Raw genomic sequence first — 17,452 nt, 5'->3', positions numbered from 1 at the left:
TCATAGGGAAGACAGCTTTTCTTGATAGCCCGCTCGTTTTTTCAGGCGCGGTTTCATGAGTACATAATATAGAACAGAAGGCACAGCTAAGCCGATAATCCATGCGATATCCCCGCCGCCAAACATTTTTGCCAATGGCCCGATGTAAAAGGATGTATTGATAAACGGAATTTCTAACAAGATGGACAGAATGAAAGCAATCGTTGTGATCCAATTGACTCTTCCATATGGCCCGTTGACATCAAACATCGCTTTGACCTCATAGCTCCCGTGGCGGACGAAGTAGTAATCCACTAAATTGATCGCCGTCCATGGAATTAAGAAATAACTGATAAAAAAGATAAAATTCAAAAACAGCTCCATAAAATTACTTTGCCCGAGAAGGCTTAGGACTGTTCCGACGACGGTGACGCCAAGGATCATGATGATTCTGATTTTCGGTGTGACTTTTAATTTCAGAAACGGCTCAAGCGTAGTCGTCGTGGACATAAAAGCTCCATACAAGTTAAAGACATTAATCGCCATCTGGCCAAATAAAACAATGATCAGCATAATGAACGAGAAGGGGCCGAACAATTGCACAATCTGGGTCCCTGAGTTTGTCGTAAAATCAGGAAGTGCCGTGGTCAGCAGCGCGCCGAGCAGCATCATCCAGATGGAGCTGACAGATGTTCCTGCATAGCTGTACCAAAACGTTTGGGACGCCGGTGTTTTAATTGGCAGATATCTGGAATAATCGGCGACATAAGGCGCATAGGCAAGCTGCCAAGTTGCTACGGCGCTGACTGCGACCAAGAAAACGGGCAAGTCGACCGTCCCGGGCATCCAGCTGCCTGTCGGAATCGGTAATTGGAAAATGAGTATCGTTGCAGCAAAAAATACGGCAAAAGAAGTCCAAGAAAGGATTTTTTGCATTTTGTGAATCAAATCATGACCGAAAATGGTGAGTAAAAAACATGCGGCGCTTAAGCCTATAATGCTCCATGATCCCGGGATGGGAACAAAGCTGCTTAAGGTCCCGGCCGCCAGAATTGTACTGCTTGCGAAGAAACCAAGGTAGATAAACATGACTAAGAAGAGGGGAAGAATCGCTCCAATTACGCCGAATTGGGCACGGCTTTGAATCATTTGCGGGATGCCGAGCTGGGGTCCTTGCGCGGAATGAGAAGCCATAAATATGGCACCGATTAAGGTTCCGCAAATAATAGCGGCAACACTCCAAAACAGATTAAGTCCCATTGCAACGGGAAGAGTACCGGTCACTAACGTGGTGATATGCATATTGGCCCCGAACCATACGGGAAATAAATCTTTTGCTTTACCATGTCTTTCTTCATTCGGAATATATTCAATCGTTCGCCTTTCTACTTTCAATGCATCGTCCTCCATATATAATGAAATTTTGAAATAGACATAAAAACATAGCTTAACAGACTGTACTTCGCTTTACAAATTTAGATGTTCACGAAAACCAATGAGAAGCCAGTGAAGTCAATAGATCAAAAGAATTATAAAAAAAGTTGAACGCTCTGGAATCCGGTGTCGTCTCATAAGGCAAGATAACAAAAAAAGGGGGGATTGCGGCCGTTGGATACAAATGAAGAACAGCAATTGATTCAGCAGGCGAAAGAGGGAAGCGACGAGGCGTTTACAGCCCTATTTCAGCATTATTATTCTTTTCTATACAAATACTTGTTAAAGCTTTCCCTTCACCCTGACATCAGCGAGGATCTAGTTCAGGAAACCTTTCTGAAAGGGTACGTCCATCTGGGGAGTTTTCAAGGGCGATCCAAATTCTCCACTTGGCTGATCTCTATCGCGTCAAGACTCTACCTTGATCACCAGAAAAAGAGGAAGAGAGAATGGAAACGAAATCAGGCTGTTACAGAGGAAACGATACGCAAGATCAAATGGGATGTGTCAATGAAAGGCTCTGAGTGGAGCGAGACGCTTGATCTCTTTTCTCAGCTTGACCCGAAGCTGCGCACGCCCGTTTTATTAAGGCACTATTACGGCTATACCTATGCTGATATCGGGATGATGCTGCATATCAAAGAAGGCACGGTAAAGTCCAGAGTCCATAAAGGGCTCCAGCAAATCAGAAAGGAGTGGACTGATGAATAAAGAAAAGCGATCTGTTCATTTAAAATCGGAATTGCAGAAAATTGACCAATGCGCCAACCCGATTATACCGAGTCAAAAAGAATTGCTTGATCAGCTGTTACAAATGAAAGCCGAACGAAGAAAAAGCGTGCTGAAAGAAGTTATCTTATTTGTGTTCTGTGCACTGATGGTGGTAAGCGCGGCGACTCTGGCATTTACTCAAGTTCCCGCTGCTTTTGTCGTGCTTCAGGTCTGTGTGCTGGCTGTCCTGCCGATTTTGATTGCGGCTGAGAAAAAAAGATACTTTGGCGAACGTGAGGTGAAGCGCTGATGTTCCAAACAGATTTGACGATTTTTGTGTTTGCTTATCTGATTGTATTGGCACAGGGAATCTTTTTATTCATTGATGCGAAAAAACGGGATCGTCTGGCATGGGTATGGGGAATTGTCGGACTGATTACAGCGCCGATGCCTCTGATTTGCTATTACTTTTTTGTGATAAGGCCTGACCGAAAAAATAGGAGGATCAGCTAATGAATATTTCTTGGGAAATGATTGTACCTCTGATTGTGTTACAGGCCGTGCTGGCAGTGTTTGCCCTGATCAGCTGTGTGAAAGAAGAGCGGACAAACGGGCCGAAATGGATGTGGGCAGCAGTGATTATATGCATCAATATTATTGGGCCGATTTTATTTTTTACCGTCGGCAGAAAGCAAAGGTGAGCGAGCATGCTATCTATTGAGTCATTATGCAAATCATATCGGCATCATCAAGCTGTACGGGATGTCAGCTTTCAAGTCAAGGAGAACGAGTGTGTCGCTCTATTAGGACCGAATGGGGCTGGTAAAACCACAACGCTTCAAATGCTGTCCGGACTGCTGTCACCCACCTCCGGGACGGTCAAGCTGTACGGGGAGAAAAAGGCAGATCGCAGTATGATCGGCTACCTTCCGCAGTACCCGGCTTTTTATTCATGGATGACGGCAAATGAATTTTTAACCTTTGCCGGGAGACTGTCTGGCCTTTCAAAGAAAAAATGCCAAGAGAAAATAGGCGAAATGCTGGCGTTTGTCGGTTTGCAGGACGCGGCAAACAAAAGAATCGGCGGTTATTCTGGCGGCATGAAACAAAGGCTCGGTCTGGCTCAGGCTCTGCTTCATAAACCGAAGCTTTTGATTTTGGATGAACCGGTTTCTGCCCTGGACCCTTCAGGGCGTATCGAGGTGCTGGATATGATGCGGGAGCTGAAAAAACATATGGCTGTTCTGTTTTCTACTCATGTTTTGCACGATGCGGAGCAGGTGTGTGATCAAGTCGTGATCATGAAAAGCGGCGAGATTTCATGGAAAGGCGCTTTACAGCAGCTCAAAGAACAGCATCAAACGAATGTTTTCACTCTTACTGTGAAAGAGAAACTGAAGGGCTGGCTTGAAGAGAAGCCTTATATATCCGATGTTGTCTATATGAATCCGTCTCAAGCTGTTTTTGAGCTAAGCGATACAGGCTCTGGCAGGATATTGCTGAGTGATTGTATCCAAATGGGATTGACAGTCACCCGTTTTGAACAGAAAACGGAGTCTCTCGAAGACGTCTATCTTAAGGTGGTGCACGCATGAATGTCATGATGACGCTATTACAAAAGGAATGGCTGGAAGGCTGGAGAAGCGGAAAGCTGATCTGGCTGCCCATTGCGATGATGATCGTGGGGCTGACGCAGCCGCTGACCATTTATTATATGCCGGAAATCATTGCGCATGGGGGGAATCTTCCAGACGGTATGAAAATCAGTTTTACCATGCCTTCCGGATCTGAGGTGATGGTGAGCACGCTTTCCCAATTCAACACGCTTGGCATGGCGCTGATCATCTTCAGTGTCATGGGCAGTGTGGCGAATGAAAGAAATCAAGGTGTAACGGCTCTGATTATGTCGCGGCCTGTGACGGCAGCCCAGTATATATTGAACAAATGGATCACCCAAAGCATGATCGGAATCGCGTCGTTTGCAGCTGGGTACGGACTTGCTTATTATTACGTCCGGATATTGTTTGAGCACGCATCGTTCAGCCGCTTTGCAGCAAGCCTCGGCCTCCACTCTCTTTGGATGATGTTTATTGTTACTGCAGGGCTTGCCGGCAGCACGATGTTTCGGTCTCTCGGAGCAGCCGCGGCAGCCGGGATTGGGCTGACTGCTGCCGTTTCCTTTGCTGTCTCGCTTTTTCCTGATGGTGCGAAATGGCTGCCGGCTGAGCTTTGCAAGCAGGCGGAGCATATTCTGCTTCATGGAGAGCGGGCGGACTTTTTCGGATGGTCGCTCACATTCTCCATTCTGTGCATCGTGCTTCTGGCCGTTTTTTCTGTGTGGCGCTTCCGGCGGTATGAAAGCTATTAACTGATCAGTTTCCGCTTTGTGGCCAGCATCATCATCATAGCGGCCAATGCCATCAATCCGGCTCCATAAAATACCTCCGGCAAACCGAAAACCTGTGCGATTTTTCCGGCGAGAAGGGGGCCGGTAAAGATGCCCAGTGCATAAAACGATTGATAAAATCCCATGGCTGACATTTTTAAACGCGCTGAGCTGATATCGACGACCCGGCTTAACAATAGGGGAAACACAAGGCCAAGCGCCAGACCGATGAAAGCATGGGTCATGCAAACCGTGAGCAATGAAGCTGAAAAAGGAACGAACATCAAACAGACTCCAATGACAGCAAAACAGATCAGCAAGGTGACATAGGCGATTCTTCCGGTAAAACGCAAAAACAAAAAGCTCAGGGTAGCCGCTGCATGAGGGAGAAAAAAGGCGCTCATCACCCAAAGCAGTTCGATGTCTCCCATTCCGAGCTGATTCGTGTAAAGCGGCGTAAAACCAAACACCGTCATAAATAGCACGGCATGTGCGGTCATAGATAGAATCGTGAAAAGCTTCAGCTTCGGCAGCCGCAATGTGTCCCTGATGTATTGCGGCATACGGACAGTCTTGTGATGAGCGGGAAAAGTCGACGGATCTTTCATAAAGCAGCATATCACAAGGCCGATGCCCGAAGCAGTCAGTGCCATCCAAAACGGAACCTGCCTGCCTAAATGCGCTGCTGCAAGCCCGCAGAACACAATGCTGACAAACTGAGGCATGACGGTAAAAAACTGCATGATGCCCATTGCTTTTGAGGCACTGCCATCTTTGAAATAATGAGTGTATAGAATCGTCGCCATCACCCACATGGATGCTGTAATCCCCGCGAGAAGCCGGGCGGTCAGGACGAAGAAAAAAGAATCAAACGCAAGAAAAAGCACGCTGCTGAGAATGGAACATCCAAAGCCGGCGATTAACAATGACTTGCGCAGAGAAAAAAGAATTTCTGACAGAAGCCCAAGCGGGAACCGCAGCAGGATTTGGGTCACCCCATAGCTTCCAAGAATCATGCCGATCGCTCCGTATGAAAAGTGCAGATCCTCCAAATACAGGCTGAAAACAGGAACGTAAATATAGCCCGAAAACCAAAAACAAAATACCATGCATAAGAAAACGGCGTGATCTAAAGCACCGATTGTTTTCTGCTGAGGCATCAGCGGCTGCTGTATTTCCATGCTCTCACCACCTCTTTTCTTCCAGTACAACACAATGAGTGAAAACGTTTCAATAGGGAAATAAAAAACAGGACTTCAAAAAGTCCTGTTCTTGGTGTTAATACGGATCAGACGGATGGCTTTCCTGTTCAGCCTGCTCGGCGGCTTGAGCCGTTTCTGTCGTGCCGATCGGTCCGTTGCTGTTATTTTCTGAAGCCTTTTTCAGCCCTTCCGCAACGCGTTTTCCGTAGTCCGGATCGGCTTTTGTGAAATTCTCAATCATTTGCTCCTGAATTTCTTTTCTGCAGGTTGAAAGCGTATTGACCAGATTTGTGATGAGTTCAGTACGCTCAAACTCAGTAAATCTCCGGTACGTTTCACCGGCTTGTCCGAAATTGTTCTTTCTGTCGATCGCTTCCCGCTTCAGGTTACCTTCGACATGCGGGGTGTGGTCTTTACCATCTTGCTTCGCTTCCTTCAGCCCGCCCATAATTGACGGTTCATAGTTGACATGCGGATTTTGACCTTCGCCGATATCCACGCGGTATTGCATTTGCCCCCCTTGCTGGTTGGTCGCGACGTGCTTTTTCGGTGAGTTGATTGGCAGCTGCAGGTAGTTTGCGCCAACTCTGTACCGCTGCGTATCGGAATAGGAAAACGTCCGGCCTTGAAGCAATTTGTCATCAGAAAAATCAAGCCCGTCGACAAGGACCCCAGTACCGAATGAAGCCTGTTCTACTTCAGAATGGTAATTCTCAGGGTTTTTGTTTAACACTAATTTGCCGATCGGCTTCCACGGGAAGTCCTCTTTATACCACAGCTTAGTCGGATCAAGCGGATCAAAGTCGAGCTCCGGATGCTCGTCATCACTCATGACTTGGGCATACACCTCCCATTCCGGATAATCGCCGTTTTCAATCGCTTCATACAAATCCTGTGTCGCGTGGTTGAAGTTTTTCCCCTGAATCTCTTCCGCTTCCTTCTGTGTCAGGTTGCGGATGCCCTGTTTCGGTTCAAAATGGTATTTCACAAGAACGGCCTTGCCTTCCTCATTCACCCATTTGTAGGCATGAACGCCTGAACCCTGCATCTGCCGGTAGTTGGCGGGAATGCCCCAAGGCGAAAACAAGAATGTGATCATATGTGTCGCTTCAGGAGATTGAGAAATGAAGTCGAAAATACGTTCACCATCTTGGATATTGGTCACCGGATCAGGCTGAAACGCGTGTACAAGATCCGGGAATTTCAGCGGATCGCGAATAAAAAAGATTTTCAGGTTGTTCCCGACCAAATCCCAGTTTCCGTCTTCGGTATAAAGCTTAACGGCAAAGCCGCGCGGGTCCCGTAAGGTTTCAGGTGAATGTTTGCCGTGATTCACCGTGGAAAAACGGACAAATGCCGGCGTTTTCTTGCCTTTTTCCTGGAAAAGCTTTGCTCGCGTGTACTTTGAAATCGGCTCGTCTCCAAAACTGCCATAGGCTTCGAAATACCCATGTGCGCCTGCACCCCTGGCATGCACAACACGTTCGGGAATGCGTTCCCTGTCAAAGTGGCTGATTTTTTCGAGAAAATCGTAATTTTCCAGCGTTGTCGGCCCTCTGTTCCCGACCGTCCTCACATTCTGGTTGTCGGTGACGGGATGCCCCTGTCTGTTCGTCAAGGTATCCTCTGACTCGTTTTTCCCGGATGTCTTATGAGAAAGCGCATCCTCACTGCCTTCGACATTTGTGCCGTGATACTCTTTTTGATGATCATCTTTCATTGGTTGAGCCTCCTTTTTGAACGGTAACAATATGCCCTTAATGGAAGAATTTTAAAACGGAAGTTTTTTTTTTAGCTGCTTCGGGAATGGTACAATTACCAAAACGAAAAAAGGAGAGTACGACATTCGTGACCAGAAAAAGAAATCCGCTGCCCATCGAGTTTTATCAAAAAACGGCCCTAGAACTGGCTCCTTCTCTTCTCGGCTGTCTTTTGGTAAAGGAAACGGATGAAGGAACAGCTTCAGGTTTTATTGTGGAAACAGAGGCCTATATGGGAGCCGGGGACAGAGCAGCCCACAGCTTTAACAACCGCCGGACGAAGCGGACTGAGATTATGTTTGCTGAAGCTGGCCGTGTGTATACGTATGTGATGCACACCCATACATTGCTGAACGTCGTTGCCGCAGAAGAGGATGTTCCGCAAGCGGTATTAATCAGGGCGATTGAGCCTCATGAAGGCCAGCTGTTAATGGAGGAAAGAAGGCCTGGCCGGCGTCCGAGAGAATGGACAAATGGTCCCGGAAAGTTAACGAAAGCGCTTGGCGTCACGATGAATGACTACGGACGCTGGATCACGGAACAGCCGCTTTACATTGAAAGCGGGTACACACCGGAAGACATGTCAACCGGTCCGCGCATCGGCATCGACAACAGCGGAGAGGCGCGCGATTATCCGTGGCGTTTCTGGGTGACGGGAAACAGGTACGTGTCGCGTTAGTATGTTTAAGCAAAGGGGAATCAGGGGAATGATTGAGAAAAAAGAAGGGAGAATCGGAGCTTTGAAAAAAATGATCAAAACCGTTATCAAATGGGCGCCGGTCATTTACCCGGTTGTTCGAAAAATCATGAAGGACCGCAAAGCGTCTAAACAAAAGAACATGTCCGCATCCCGAACAGCCGGCTGATCCCGGCTGTTTTTTTATGGGTCTGTTTTCCCTCCTGTCCTCCCGATGTTCATTGACTTGCATTTCTCCCCATTATAGAATTTATATACATTTCGCTTTCCCTTCACCACATCCTTTCTGCCTACTATGTAATTCCTGCATCTATCTTGATAGGAGGTTTTTCTCATGCTGCATGGGCGACTTCGTGAAATTCTGCGCTTATTGATGGCGGCTGAAGTTCCGGTGACAAGCTCGGTATTTGCCGCACATTTACATGTGACGACGCGGACGGTCCGCAATGATATAAAGGAACTCCAAGATGTGATAAGCGGCCATGGCGCTTTGGTTCAATCGGTAAGAGGCTCGGGATACAAGCTGCGCATTCATGACGAGCAGACCTTTAGAAAACTGCTGCAAGACGCGTTTCAGCAGAAAAAGGGGCTGCCGGTATTTCCCGAGGAGAGGATTACATATCTCATGAAACGGCTGCTGCTGGCGGAACATTATCTCAAGCTGGATGAGCTGGCCGAAGAACTTTTTATCTCAAAATCTACACTCCAAACCGATTTAAAGGAAGTGAAGAAACGGCTGCTTCCTTATCGCATTGTCATGGAAACACGCCCGAATTACGGCTTCAAGCTGCGCGGAGACGAGGTGCAGATGAGGTACTGTATGGCGGAGTACATTGTTGATGAAAGAGAAACAGAGATTGATGTTCTGAATGAAAAGGCTGATATTTTGCCAAAGGAAGAAATCGAGATCATCCATTCTGTGATTATGAGAAAGATTAAAAACGACCGGATTCCTCTGTCTAACCTTGGATTGAATAACCTCATCATTCATATCGCCATCGCCTGTAAGCGGATCAGAACGGAACACTATGTTTCTCTTTTCCCGGAAGATATGGATCACATTTTGCATCAAAAAGAATACCAGGCTGCTGAAGCCATTGTGAAAGAACTGGAATCAGCCCTTAGCGTCACGTTTCCGGAAAATGAAACGGCTTATATTGCCATGCATCTTCTCGGCACGAAACGAATGACACAGCCGCAGTGTGGAGAAGTCGAATTTTCAATCGATGAAGAAACAGATCGGCTGACTGCCGCCATGATCGAAGCGGTCGACCGAGAATTAAAGCTCGGCATCCTGCATGATCAAGAGCTGAAAATTGGCTTAGCACTGCATGTAAAACCCGCTGTCACCCGCAACCGGTATGGCATGAATCTGAGAAATCCAATGCTGGCAGCGATCAAAGAAAATTATCCTCTCGCCTTTGAGGCCGGAATCATCGCCGGAATCGTCATAAGAGAAAAAACGGGCATCGATATTCATGAAAATGAAGTCGGTTATTTAGCGCTGCACTTCGGCGCCGCAATTGAACGGAAGAAAACAGAAAGCCCGCCGAAGCGCTGCATCATCGTTTGTGCATCAGGTGCGGGAAGCGCCCAGCTTCTGAGGGAAAAACTTCGCTCCCACTTCGGCAAACGGATCGATATTCTCGGCACGGCTGAATATTACAGTCTTGACCAGTTGTCTTATGAATCGATTGATTTTGTCGTCAGCACCATTCCGATCAAAAAAGAACTCCCTGTGCCTGTACTGAAGGTAAACACCATCTTAGGCGGAACCGATTTTACAAAAATAGAATCCATTCTCAATGATGAGCAAGAAAAAGCTGTCAGCTATCTCAAAAAGGATCTCGTTTTTTTCCAGAAGGATCTGCGTTCGAAAGAAGAAGTGATTCAATTTTTAGGTCAGAAAGCAGTGGACGGCGGCTATGCGAATAAGGAGCTCATAGATTCTGTATTTGATAGAGAAGAGATGTCGCCAACGTGCTTCGGCAACCTCGTGGCCATTCCGCACCCGCTCGTCCCGCAGACGCAAACGACATTTTGGGCCGTCTGTACGCTCAAAAAGCCGATAGACTGGGAGAATAAACGGGTTCAATTTGTTTGCCTGCTTTGTGTCGAAAAGGAAAACAAAGCGGATTTGCAAAGCATGTATAAACTGCTCGGCAGCATTTTGGATGATCCGGCAGCGGTAAGCCAGCTGTTAAAAAGCCGCACGTACCAAGAGCTCTCCGATGTGTTTGACAAAAAACGATAAACTGACAGCCTGGATATACCTTTTTTCCGTTTCCTGCGGAAAAACCTTGAGTGTTTATGAAAGCGATTTCATAATATGATGTTATCAACAGCAGGACATACAAATTCTATCAAACTCTTAGGGGGTCTATTACATGAATATATTACTCGTTTGTGCAGCAGGCATGTCAACAAGCTTACTCGTCAGCAAGATGGAAAAAAGTGCGCAGGAACAAGGAAAAGACTATACCATTTGGGCAGTATCAGGTGATTCTGTACAAAATCATATCGATAAAGCGGATGTATTGCTCCTCGGCCCGCAAGTCCGTTACCTGCTTCCTCAGCTGAAAAAACTAGGAGAATCAAAGGGTGTTCCGGTAGACGTCATTAACACAGTCCATTATGGGACGTGCAACGGAGCGGAAGTGCTGAAATCGGCTGAACAGCTTGGAAACGCGTCATAGAGAGGGGCGGGCTATGTGAATAAAGTCAATCAGTTGTTAGAAGAGAAGGTCATGCCTATAGCGGGAAGAATTGCGGGGCAGCGTCATTTGCAGGCGCTCCGTGACGGTATCATTTTAACAATGCCGCTTATTATCATCGGCTCCTTTTTCCTCATCATCGGCAACCTCCCAATTCCCGGATATGCCGATTTTATGGCAAAAACGTTCGGCAGCGCCTGGTCTGAGAAACTCGCTTACCCGGTTGACGCCACCTTTGAAATTATGGGGCTTGTCGCCGCATTCGGCATCGCCTACAGGCTGGCGGAGAAATATGGGGTCGATGCCTTGTCAGCCGGTGCCATCTCCCTTGCGGCTTTCCTCTTAGCGACACCGTATCAAGTGCCGTTTACGCCGGATGGCTCGACGAAAGAGATGATGGTCAGCGGCGGTATTCCGCTTTCGCTGATGGGAAGTAAAGGCCTGTTTGTCGCCATGATTATCGCGATGGTGTCAACAGAGATTTACCGTCTCATTATCCAGCGCAATATGGTTTTTAAAATGCCGGATGGTGTTCCGCCGGCGGTCAGCAAGTCATTTGTCGCTTTAATCCCCGGCTTTGCCGTCATCTTCCTGATTTGGGCAGCACGACTGATTGTTGAAGCGACACCGTTTGAAAGCCTTCATAATATTGTAAGCGTTTTACTGGGGACGCCGCTCTCCATTCTTGGCGGAAGCCTCGGGGGCAGCCTTATCGCAGAAGCCGTCAAAATGCTTTTATGGGCCTGCGGTCTTCATGGCGCTAACATTGTCGGCGGCATCATGGCACCGATTTGGTACGGCGCCATGGATGTCAACCGGATCGCGTTCCAAGCCGGTGAGGAGCTGCCTAAGATTTTCACCCAGCAATTTTTCGATATCTGGGTCAATATCGGCGGAAGCGGTGCCACTCTTGCACTGGTTGTCACGATGTTCCTTCGCGCCCGAAGCAAACAAATGAAGCAGCTCGGAAAGCTTGCGGTCGGCCCGGCGGTCTTCAATATTAACGAACCGATCATTTTTGGAATGCCGATCGTCATGAACCCGATGCTCTTGATTCCGTTTATCGTCACGCCGCTTATCACACTGACACTCACATACATCGGAATGAGCACCGGACTTGTCGCCAAACCTGCAGGTATCGCAGTCCCGTGGACCATGCCGCCGATCTTTTCAGGCTACTTAGCGACAGGAGGCAAAGTATCAGGCGCGGTCATGCAAGCCATTAATATCGCCGTTTCCTTTGTTGTCTACTACCCGTTCTTCAGAATGTGGGATAAACAGAAGCTGAAGGAAGAAAACGAATTAGAACTCGTTCAAACGCCTGCTGTTTCAGACGACAAAGAGGCGGCTTTGTAAAGAAAGGAGTGAGTGGTGTGAATGAGAAAATGGAGCAAATTATTTTTCAAATCATTCTTCACGGAGGAAACGGAAGGAGCTCCGCAATGGAAGCGATCGCCGCCGCGAAAAACGGCGACAGCGAAGAGGCGCGGAATAAGCTTCAAGAAGCTGCGGATGAATTATCAAAAGCCCATCATTATCAGACAGAGCTGATCCAAAGTGAAGCGGGCGGAGAAAAAACAGAAATGACGCTGCTGATGGTCCACGCACAGGATCATTTAATGAATGCCATGACAGTCAAGGATTTGGCGGCTGAATTCATTGAGCTATATGAAAAAATCACCGTGCAAGGGGGAGCAAGCATATGACAAAAGGATTGAAAATTGTAACGATTGGCGGAGGTTCAAGCTATACACCGGAGCTTGTGGAAGGTTTAATCAAACGGTACAAAGAGCTGCCTGTACGTGAATTATGGCTCGTTGATATTCCTGAAGGCGAGGAAAAATTGAACATTGTCGGCATGCTCGCCAAGCGGATGGTTGAAAAAGCCGGTGTCCCTATCGACATTCACCTCACTTTGGACAGGAGGGAAGCGCTGAAAGATGCAGACTTTGTGACGACTCAATTCCGGGTCGGATTGCTCCAGGCGAGAGCCAAGGATGAGCGCATTCCATTAAAATATGGCGTCATCGGCCAGGAAACAAACGGCCCGGGAGGACTCTTTAAAGGATTGCGCACCATTCCGGTCATCCTAGAGATTGCGAAGGACATCGAGGAGCTTTGTCCGAACGCATGGCTCGTCAATTTCACAAATCCGGCAGGTATGGTGACGGAGGCCTTGCTTCGCTACTCCAACCTGAAGAAAGTCGTCGGTCTCTGCAATGTCCCGATCGGCATCAAAATGGGCGTAGCGAAAGCGCTCGATGTAGATGTCGACCGGGTAGAGGTTCAATTTGCCGGATTGAATCATATGGTGTTCGGAATGGACGTCTTCTTAGACGGTGTCAGCGTGAAGGATAAAGTCATTGAAGCGATGGGTGACCCGAAAAACGCAATGACAATGAAAAACATCTCCGGCGCTGAGTGGGAGCCAGAATTCTTAAAAGCACTCGATATGATCCCTTGCGGCTACCACCGCTACTATTTCAAAACAAAAGAAATGTTCGAGCACGAGCTTGAAGCATCACAAACGGAAGGCACCCGTGCTGAAGTGGTGCAAAAGGTAGAGCAAGAGCTGTTCGAGCTTTATAAAGATCCAAATTTGGCGATCAAGCCGCCGCAGCTTGAAAAACGCGGAGGTGCTTACTACAGCGATGCAGCGTGCAACCTCATCAGCTCCATTTACAATGATAAACACGACATTCAGCCGGTGAACACGGTCAATAACGGTGCGATTGCAAGCATTCCAGATGATTCCGCTGTTGAAGTAAACTGCGTGATGACGAAAAACGGCCCTAAGCCAATCGCCGTAGGCGATCTGCCAGTATCTGTCCGCGGTCTCGTCCAGCAAATCAAATCATTTGAGCGTGTCGCGGCGGAAGCGGCTGTCACAGGCGACTACCAAGCAGCGCTGCTTGCCATGACGATTAACCCTCTCGTACCATCCGACACAGTGGCCAAACAGATCTTAGACGAAATGCTGGAAGCGCACAAAGCACATCTGCCGCAGTTCTTTAACAAAATTGAAGCATAAAAAAAACGGCCCGTTTTGGGCCGGTTTTTTGTTTATTTGCTTTCAGTGAGCGTTGCGACTTCAGTCGTCCATCCAAATTCATCAGGAACTGTACCCTTTTGAATGCCTGTAATCGTGTCATACAGCTTTTTAGAGATTTCTCCCGTTTCACCGTTGTTGATCATCAGTGTTTCGTCATTCCAGATCAGTTCGCCGACAGGAGAAATAACAGCAGCCGTACCCGTTCCGAAGGCTTCTTCAAGAACGCCGTCTTTATGGGCTTGGATGACTTCATCAACGGCAATTCTTCGTTCTGATACCGGAAGCCCCCAATGCTTAAGCAAAGTAATAACGGAATTGCGCGTGATGCCTTCCAGAATGCTGCCGTTCAGCATCGGTGTCACAATTTCACCGTTGATTTTAAAGAAGATGTTCATGCTGCCGACTTCTTCGATGTATTTTTTCTCAATGCCGTCCAGCCAGAGAACCTGAGAAAATCCTTTCTCTTCTGCTACCTGCTGCGCTTTTAAGCTTGAAGCGTAGTTTCCTGCGGTTTTCGCATCTCCCGTTCCGCCTCTTACCGCACGGACAAATTCACTTTCCACAGCAATTTTGACAGGCTTAATGCCTTCTTTGTAATATGAGCCGACCGGAGAAAGGATGATAAAGAGCTTATACGTATGAGATGCCGCGACACCAAGGAAAGGTTCGGTTGCGATAATGAATGGGCGGATGTAAAGGGACGTGCCCTCCGCATTTGGAATCCAGTCTTTATCAATAGCGATCAGCTGTTTTAAACCCTCAAGAACCTGTTCTTCATCAATTTGCGGAATACAGATGCGGTCATTTGATTTATTCAGTCGCTCCATATTTTTTTCCGGTCTGAAAAGCAGAACATGGTCATCCTCTGTGACGTAAGCCTTTAAGCCTTCAAACACCGTTTGGCCATAGTGATAGACCATTGCGGCCGGGTCCATTGAAACGGCTTGATAAGGAATGATTCTCGGATCGTACCAGCCTTTATCAGATGCGTAGTCCATTACAAACATGTGGTCTGTAAACACTCTTCCGAAAGAAAGCTGATTTGGATCTGGTTTCGGTTTTTTGGCTGATGTTAATTCAACTCGAATCGTTTGTTTAGTCATGGTCAATCTCCCTGTTGTTAAATTGTTTATATTATCAAACTTATTTGAAAATATTTTATATTCTATTGTATACCTTCACCAAATAATCGCAATAGGTTTGCTCAAATTTGTAAAAAATTTATAAGAAAAAGCAGGAGAAATTAATTCTCCTGCGCATTCATTTGTTCAAATACTCTGTCGTAATCGGCACGGACCGCATTCCGCAAACCTTCGACACGTTCATTTGTAATCTCTTGTTTGCCTTCTTTTAAGCCGTCTAAGAAATATTGGACATATTCTTCAGGTGTCATGCCGCGGTACGCCAGACCCTGCTTATCACGTGATTTTTGATTTAATCCCGTGTCAACCATAGGCGGCGCCATCTCGATCACTTCAACGCTTGTATCGCGAAGCTGGTGTCTGAGCGTGAGTGAGAAGGAGTGGAGCGCCGCTTTTGTTGCACAGTACACCGGATAAACAGCTAACGGGTTAAACGCGAGCCCGGATGTTACCTGAACAATTGCCGCTTCCGGCTGATTCATCAAGTGAGGCGTAAAAAGAGCTGATAAATGGACAGGCGCTTGAAAATTCAGCTCAATTTCATCCCCGTCCACAAAGAGCTCCTCAGTCCCTTTTTTAAAGTCGATTTCTTTTTGAATGCCCGCATTGTTAACGAGAACGTTCAGCTTTGGAAATTCCTTCTGGGCCCATTCAAACAATGCCTCACGCTCCGTGCGGTCTGCGACATCGCATTGTTTTGTATGGAGGGCTGGGAGCTGTTTTTTCGCTTCTGCAAGACGCGTTTCGCTGCGTCCGCAAATGATCACTTCATTCCCGAGCTCAAGCAGCCGTTTTGCCAGTTCAAGCCCGATGCCTGCTGAACCGCCTGTGATCAAAACCGTATTGTCTGTTATCTTCATTGATGTAACACCTCTTATCAAGCTGGCTGTGATTCCTTTACTATTTCAAATCTTAGCAGGAAATATGCAGCCGCGTCCTAATAGCTGCTCACGATGAAGTAACCTTTCCGGTTTTATAGAATTCATCAATTGCCTTATCCACATATACCCAGCCTTTCCAGCCGATGTGGATGGTATCTTTCATAAAATAAGGGTCATATTCATGACCTGAAAAATCAGCGACTTGGAAGCCCTTCGCTTTAATCTGTTTATTGACCTTTTCATAATAGTCAGTGCGCCCTTTTTTCGGGAAGCCTGTGTAGTCATACCATTTTCCGTTAACAGGGATGGTGACAAACATAGGCTCTGCGCCCGCGTCTTTCAGGATATTAAGCATCAGCTCAAAATCGCCGTATTCCGGTGACTTCGCATACGATCTGCCTTTGTTTTTTCCTTTTAGCTTAGGCACTTTCGGCTTCAGCTTTTTATAAACAGGATTGTCGATGTGAAAATCGTTAGACCCGGAGTGGCGTTTGCCTGATTCATCGGCCAGTTTATTTAATTCAGACCATGACTTATCCTTCACGGATTGTGAGATATAACGCTTTGGTCCCGTGGTTTCCGTCGTTGAATAATAAAGGTCTTTCTTTTCTAGCATCTTGTAATATACTTTTGCCGCCGGCTTCAGCGCGTTCACTTTCCATGTCTGGCCATTCACTATCGCCTTATAAAGCTCGGAAAGTACAGCATCGTTTTGAACAGCTTTGAAGCGCAGCATACGCTTCATCATTTTCTTTTTGACGTCAGGGTCGATCTGCTCGTTAAAAGCCAAATCCAAACCTTGAAGCGCGGAATAGTTCGGCGCAAAATGCTGTTCATCAGACCCGCGCTTAATAAACCACTGCGGAGAAACGATGAAAACCATTTTTTTGCCCTTCAGCTGATCCATATGGGCAGCGAAGTTTAAGGAATGTATCAATGACTGGGACCCGCCTTTGCCGACAAGGTAAGGCGTAAATCCCTCATTGTTTACTTTGAAATAATTGGATGGGTGGAACTCGTCCAGCCGGGAAAGCTCAGAAGACCCGTAAATCGGAAGATATGTCGAATCTTTGAGCATTTGATCTTGTAAATATAGCCCTTGAAACATACTCGGATTCAAGGCTGTTGCTGATTCTTTCACCCGCTTATCGGTGATGAAGCCTGTCAGCCATGAAGATGGAACTGCGATGGCGCCTGCGAATAGAATAAACGCCAAAATAATTGGACCGAAAAAACGCTTTTTCATTATTTCAACTCAGACAGCTGGTTTACAATGTGATTAGGCGTATTCCATACATCCCGGTCGAATTCAGTGATCGGCACCAGAATATCAAAACGGTTTTCAATCGCAAGCAGCAATTCTACTGTTCCAAAAGAATCAAGCAAACCTTCTTCAAAAATGTCAATATCAGGGTTTTCCTTTACGATGTCATCCTGGCAAACCTCTGCTAAAACGTCTAATACCTCTTGTTTAAAATCCATAGTTTTCTAATC

20 protein-coding genes are annotated in these 17,452 nt (G+C 46.9%); 13 read left to right on the top strand and 7 right to left on the bottom strand.

The annotated features are described in order from the left end of the window. Positions 1–1,374 carry a purine-cytosine permease family protein gene (locus AU387_RS06430; RefSeq protein WP_059335221.1) on the bottom strand — a complete coding sequence of 458 codons (1,374 nt, stop codon included), beginning with the start codon at positions 1,372–1,374 and terminating at the stop codon, positions 1–3. Between the two features lie 213 nt (positions 1,375–1,587). On the opposite strand from AU387_RS06430, the gene sigY reads away from it, so the two are divergent. The 6 genes from sigY to AU387_RS06400 are packed head-to-tail and all read left to right on the top strand — an operon-like array spanning position 1,588 to position 4,492. Next, positions 1,588–2,124 carry an RNA polymerase sigma factor SigY gene (gene sigY, locus AU387_RS06425; RefSeq protein WP_044160005.1) on the top strand — a complete coding sequence of 179 codons (537 nt, stop codon included), beginning with the start codon at positions 1,588–1,590 and terminating at the stop codon, positions 2,122–2,124. Next, positions 2,117–2,434, top strand: a complete 318-nt coding sequence (locus AU387_RS06420; RefSeq protein ID WP_044160004.1) for a YxlC family protein — start codon at positions 2,117–2,119, stop codon at positions 2,432–2,434. The genes sigY and AU387_RS06420 overlap by 8 nt, the downstream gene beginning before the upstream one ends. Continuing rightward, complete coding sequence (gene yxlD, locus AU387_RS06415) at positions 2,434–2,637, top strand: sigma Y negative regulator YxlD (RefSeq protein WP_044160003.1); 204 nt, start codon at positions 2,434–2,436, stop codon at positions 2,635–2,637. Before AU387_RS06420 ends, yxlD begins: the two co-directional genes overlap by 1 nt. Then, positions 2,637–2,825: a sigma Y negative regulator YxlE gene (gene yxlE, locus AU387_RS06410; protein ID WP_024123344.1), complete on the top strand. Its 189-nt coding sequence runs from the start codon at positions 2,637–2,639 to the stop codon at positions 2,823–2,825. The genes yxlD and yxlE overlap by 1 nt, the downstream gene beginning before the upstream one ends. Positions 2,826–2,831: 6 nt before the next feature. Beyond that, positions 2,832–3,719, top strand: a complete 888-nt coding sequence (locus AU387_RS06405) for an ABC transporter ATP-binding protein (RefSeq protein ID WP_044160002.1) — start codon at positions 2,832–2,834, stop codon at positions 3,717–3,719. Beyond that, positions 3,716–4,492, top strand: a complete 777-nt coding sequence (locus tag AU387_RS06400) for an ABC transporter permease (RefSeq protein WP_059335220.1) — start codon at positions 3,716–3,718, stop codon at positions 4,490–4,492. Before AU387_RS06405 ends, AU387_RS06400 begins: the two co-directional genes overlap by 4 nt. Here AU387_RS06400 and AU387_RS06395 read toward each other — a convergent pair. Together AU387_RS06395 and katX are read right to left on the bottom strand one after the other, a co-directional pair. Next, positions 4,489–5,691: an MFS transporter gene (locus tag AU387_RS06395; protein WP_059335219.1), complete on the bottom strand. Its 1,203-nt coding sequence runs from the start codon at positions 5,689–5,691 to the stop codon at positions 4,489–4,491. The two genes, AU387_RS06400 and AU387_RS06395, sit on opposite strands and share 4 nt — an antisense overlap. Before the next feature lie 97 nt (positions 5,692–5,788). Beyond that, positions 5,789–7,432: a catalase KatX gene (gene katX, locus AU387_RS06390; protein ID WP_059335218.1), complete on the bottom strand. Its 1,644-nt coding sequence runs from the start codon at positions 7,430–7,432 to the stop codon at positions 5,789–5,791. A gap of 128 nt (positions 7,433–7,560) precedes the next feature. On the opposite strand from katX, the gene AU387_RS06385 reads away from it, so the two are divergent. The 7 genes from AU387_RS06385 (at position 7,561) to licH (ending at position 13,914) form a co-directional block, all read left to right on the top strand. Next, entirely contained in the window at positions 7,561–8,151 is a 591-nt protein-coding gene (locus AU387_RS06385; RefSeq protein ID WP_059335217.1) for a DNA-3-methyladenine glycosylase, read from the top strand. A 28-nt stretch (positions 8,152–8,179) separates the two neighbouring features. After that, positions 8,180–8,338: a hypothetical protein gene (locus AU387_RS20385; RefSeq protein ID WP_063623095.1), complete on the top strand. Its 159-nt coding sequence runs from the start codon at positions 8,180–8,182 to the stop codon at positions 8,336–8,338. 165 nt (positions 8,339–8,503) lie between these two features. Next, positions 8,504–10,423: a transcriptional regulator LicR gene (gene licR / locus AU387_RS06380; RefSeq protein WP_059335216.1), complete on the top strand. Its 1,920-nt coding sequence runs from the start codon at positions 8,504–8,506 to the stop codon at positions 10,421–10,423. A gap of 133 nt (positions 10,424–10,556) precedes the next feature. After that, positions 10,557–10,865 (top strand): PTS lichenan transporter subunit IIB, encoded by a 309-nt coding sequence (gene licB / locus AU387_RS06375; protein WP_010332396.1) that lies wholly within the window; start codon positions 10,557–10,559, stop codon positions 10,863–10,865. A gap of 15 nt (positions 10,866–10,880) precedes the next feature. Further along, entirely contained in the window at positions 10,881–12,239 is a 1,359-nt protein-coding gene (gene licC, locus AU387_RS06370; protein ID WP_059335215.1) for a PTS lichenan transporter subunit IIC, read from the top strand. 17 nt (positions 12,240–12,256) lie between these two features. Then, entirely contained in the window at positions 12,257–12,589 is a 333-nt protein-coding gene (gene licA, locus AU387_RS06365; protein WP_059292246.1) for a PTS lichenan transporter subunit IIA, read from the top strand. Further along, the gene (licH, locus tag AU387_RS06360) at positions 12,586–13,914 is read left to right on the top strand and encodes a 6-phospho-beta-glucosidase LicH (protein WP_059335214.1); all 1,329 of its coding nucleotides are present in this window, start codon (positions 12,586–12,588) and stop codon (positions 13,912–13,914) included. Before licA ends, licH begins: the two co-directional genes overlap by 4 nt. A 32-nt stretch (positions 13,915–13,946) precedes the next feature. On the opposite strand, the gene AU387_RS06355 is transcribed toward licH, so the two are convergent. The 4 genes from AU387_RS06355 to dltC all read right to left on the bottom strand — a co-directional run bounded on the left by AU387_RS06355 (position 13,947) and on the right by dltC (position 17,440). Next, complete coding sequence (locus AU387_RS06355) at positions 13,947–15,038, bottom strand: branched-chain amino acid aminotransferase (protein ID WP_059335213.1); 1,092 nt, start codon at positions 15,036–15,038, stop codon at positions 13,947–13,949. Between the two features lie 140 nt (positions 15,039–15,178). After that, positions 15,179–15,937, bottom strand: a complete 759-nt coding sequence (locus AU387_RS06350; protein ID WP_044159981.1) for an SDR family oxidoreductase — start codon at positions 15,935–15,937, stop codon at positions 15,179–15,181. Positions 15,938–16,025: 88 nt separating this feature from the next. Then, a complete protein-coding gene (dltD, locus tag AU387_RS06345) occupies positions 16,026–17,204 on the bottom strand; it encodes a D-alanyl-lipoteichoic acid biosynthesis protein DltD (protein WP_059292249.1) in 1,179 nt (392 codons plus the stop codon). Continuing rightward, entirely contained in the window at positions 17,204–17,440 is a 237-nt protein-coding gene (gene dltC, locus AU387_RS06340; protein ID WP_044159978.1) for a D-alanine--poly(phosphoribitol) ligase subunit DltC, read from the bottom strand. Before dltC ends, dltD begins: the two co-directional genes overlap by 1 nt. Positions 17,441–17,452: the final 12 nt, after the last annotated feature.

Origin of the sequence: Bacillus halotolerans (genome assembly GCF_001517105.1) — a bacterium.
GTDB lineage: Bacteria > Bacillota > Bacilli > Bacillales > Bacillaceae > Bacillus > Bacillus halotolerans.
The sequence above is the reverse complement of the archived record's forward strand: the minus strand, read 5'-3'. Positions and strand labels throughout refer to the sequence as shown.

Coding starts and splice junctions, on each gene's coding strand:
- AU387_RS06400 (WP_059335220.1), top strand. CDS start 3,716: ATGAATGTCATGATGACGCTATTACAAAAGGAATGGCTGGAAGGCTGG.
- AU387_RS20385 (WP_063623095.1), top strand. CDS start 8,180: ATGATTGAGAAAAAAGAAGGGAGAATCGGAGCTTTGAAAAAAATGATC.
- licH (WP_059335214.1), top strand. CDS start 12,586: ATGACAAAAGGATTGAAAATTGTAACGATTGGCGGAGGTTCAAGCTAT.
- yxlD (WP_044160003.1), top strand. CDS start 2,434: ATGTTCCAAACAGATTTGACGATTTTTGTGTTTGCTTATCTGATTGTA.
- licB (WP_010332396.1), top strand. CDS start 10,557: ATGAATATATTACTCGTTTGTGCAGCAGGCATGTCAACAAGCTTACTC.
- AU387_RS06395 (WP_059335219.1), bottom strand. CDS start 5,691: ATGGAAATACAGCAGCCGCTGATGCCTCAGCAGAAAACAATCGGTGCT.
- AU387_RS06350 (WP_044159981.1), bottom strand. CDS start 15,937: ATGAAGATAACAGACAATACGGTTTTGATCACAGGCGGTTCAGCAGGC.
- AU387_RS06355 (WP_059335213.1), bottom strand. CDS start 15,038: ATGACTAAACAAACGATTCGAGTTGAATTAACATCAGCCAAAAAACCG.
- dltD (WP_059292249.1), bottom strand. CDS start 17,204: ATGAAAAAGCGTTTTTTCGGTCCAATTATTTTGGCGTTTATTCTATTC.
- AU387_RS06420 (WP_044160004.1), top strand. CDS start 2,117: ATGAATAAAGAAAAGCGATCTGTTCATTTAAAATCGGAATTGCAGAAA.
- AU387_RS06405 (WP_044160002.1), top strand. CDS start 2,832: ATGCTATCTATTGAGTCATTATGCAAATCATATCGGCATCATCAAGCT.
- katX (WP_059335218.1), bottom strand. CDS start 7,432: ATGAAAGATGATCATCAAAAAGAGTATCACGGCACAAATGTCGAAGGC.
- yxlE (WP_024123344.1), top strand. CDS start 2,637: ATGAATATTTCTTGGGAAATGATTGTACCTCTGATTGTGTTACAGGCC.
- licR (WP_059335216.1), top strand. CDS start 8,504: ATGCTGCATGGGCGACTTCGTGAAATTCTGCGCTTATTGATGGCGGCT.
- dltC (WP_044159978.1), bottom strand. CDS start 17,440: ATGGATTTTAAACAAGAGGTATTAGACGTTTTAGCAGAGGTTTGCCAG.